Raw genomic sequence first — 1709 nt, forward strand, 5'->3', positions numbered from 1 at the left:
TGGAATTTTATCGCTAATTTCAAAGTTTTATGTATAATTAGCCGAAATTTTATTCCAGGAGCAGAATTTTGAAGCGAATTTTATTAATTTTGAGCGTATTTTTAGCCTATGCTTTCGGCGCGGAATTTAATATGCCGCGATACGAAACCGCCCTAATTAGCGTATCTCAGGGCACCGGCGAGATCACGGATAGCCCTACGATCGCCGTAGGCAGCAGCGGAGTGGTGATGCATGATTTCGGCAGCGGCGCAAGCTCGATCATCGCGCGCGCCGTCGTGACGGAAAAAAGCGCAGGCAGGGCGCAGGTGCGCTTCGAAGTCTTTGATATGCTAACCCAAGAGGCACTGCCGCTACCTAAAATTTTACCCGCAAGCGGCGATAAGGTGATATTAAATTTCCTCTACGACCGCGCCCTCATCGTAGCTCCGAACGCCGAAATTTACGAGCAAGTAAACAAGGCATTCCCTGGCATCACCTTCATCCATCCAGACCTCGGCGGCGCCTATCTTAGCTACAACCGCAAGCCAAACCCTAGCCGCGACGACTTTCGTAAAATTTGCGCGCAAAACAGTACGGGCCTCATTTTTATCGCGATGGACGGCGAGGGCGTCTTTGCCGACTGCGGCAGTTTCAAGCCGCTGCGCAGCTTCAAAAGCGGAAAGGTCGCCTACTACCAGCTGCCGTTTTACTCGCGCGTGGGCGAGATAAAGACCCTCATTTGGGACTTTACCAACGGCCCGATCAGCGACTACGACAAACACTACCGCTACCTTTTGGGGCTGGATAGCGACGAAAAATAGTAAATTTAGCCGCCAAAATTTTACAAAATTCTAAAATTTTACCTTTAAGATTTTTTCTTGAAGGTAAAATTTAAAATCTCCGTATTCAAAAAGCGCTTAATAGAGCAAAACCTCTGAAATAGGATTTTATAAATTAAAACTCGACCGTAAATTTATCGCTTTTTATCTCTTTTTGATGGATTTAAATTTTATATTTAATGCAGTGGATTTTGCCGAGAGAGCTTGCTGTTTAAGAAAAAATTTCAAAGCGGCTTGACAACAAACTCTAAAGCGGCAAAGAATTCTGGATAAATTTGCCGCTTATTTTTTTCGCAGTAGGTCTTTTAGGCTCGCTTCCACGTCCTTGCCGCGCAGTATTTCATAAACCTCGGTAGCGATCGGCACGTAAATTTTATGTTTTGCGGCAAGGCGGATGACGGCGCTTGCGGTATAGACGCCCTCGGCGACTTCGCCCAGTTCGCTTAAAATTTCATCTAGCTTCTTGCCGCGCGCAAGCCCCAAGCCCACGCGGTAGTTTCGCGAAAGCACGCTGGATGCGGTCAAAAACAGATCGCCCACGCCGCTTAAGCCCAAAAAGGTCTCGTCCTGCGCGCCGAAAAATTTACCGAAACGCGCGATCTCCACGATGCCGCGAGCGATCAGGCTCGCTCTGGCGTTGGCTCCCAGCTCCAGCCCGTCGCAAACGCCGCTTGCGATGGCGATCACGTTTTTGTATGCGCCGCAAATTTCAGCTCCCGCGACGTCGCCCGAGACGTAGGTTTTGATATAGCCCGGAAAAGCTGCCGCAAACTCCGCAGCCAGGCTCTCGTTGCGCGAATTGACTACCAGCGCGCAGGGGAGTTTTTTCATCACTTCGCTCGCGAATGACGGGCCCGAAAGGAAAGCGAGGTTCGCCCTTGAGACGTGCGC

2 protein-coding genes are annotated in these 1709 nt (G+C 49.6%); one reads left to right on the forward strand and one right to left on the reverse strand.

Annotated features, from left to right (window positions below; all coding sequences use genetic code 11):
* The first annotated feature begins 68 nt into the window (after positions 1 to 68).
* Positions 69 to 800 (forward strand): plasminogen-binding N-terminal domain-containing protein, encoded by a 732-nt coding sequence (locus tag Q0236_RS02375; protein ID WP_297914631.1) that lies wholly within the window; start codon positions 69 to 71, stop codon positions 798 to 800.
* A 300-nt stretch (positions 801 to 1100) separates the two neighbouring features.
* Here Q0236_RS02375 and Q0236_RS02380 read toward each other — a convergent pair.
* Positions 1101 to 1709, reverse strand: a 609-nt coding sequence (locus Q0236_RS02380) for an NAD(P)H-dependent glycerol-3-phosphate dehydrogenase (RefSeq protein WP_297914634.1), incomplete at its 5' end; no start/stop codon positions are given.

The organism is uncultured Campylobacter sp., assembly GCF_938031315.1.
GTDB lineage: Bacteria > Campylobacterota > Campylobacteria > Campylobacterales > Campylobacteraceae > Campylobacter_B.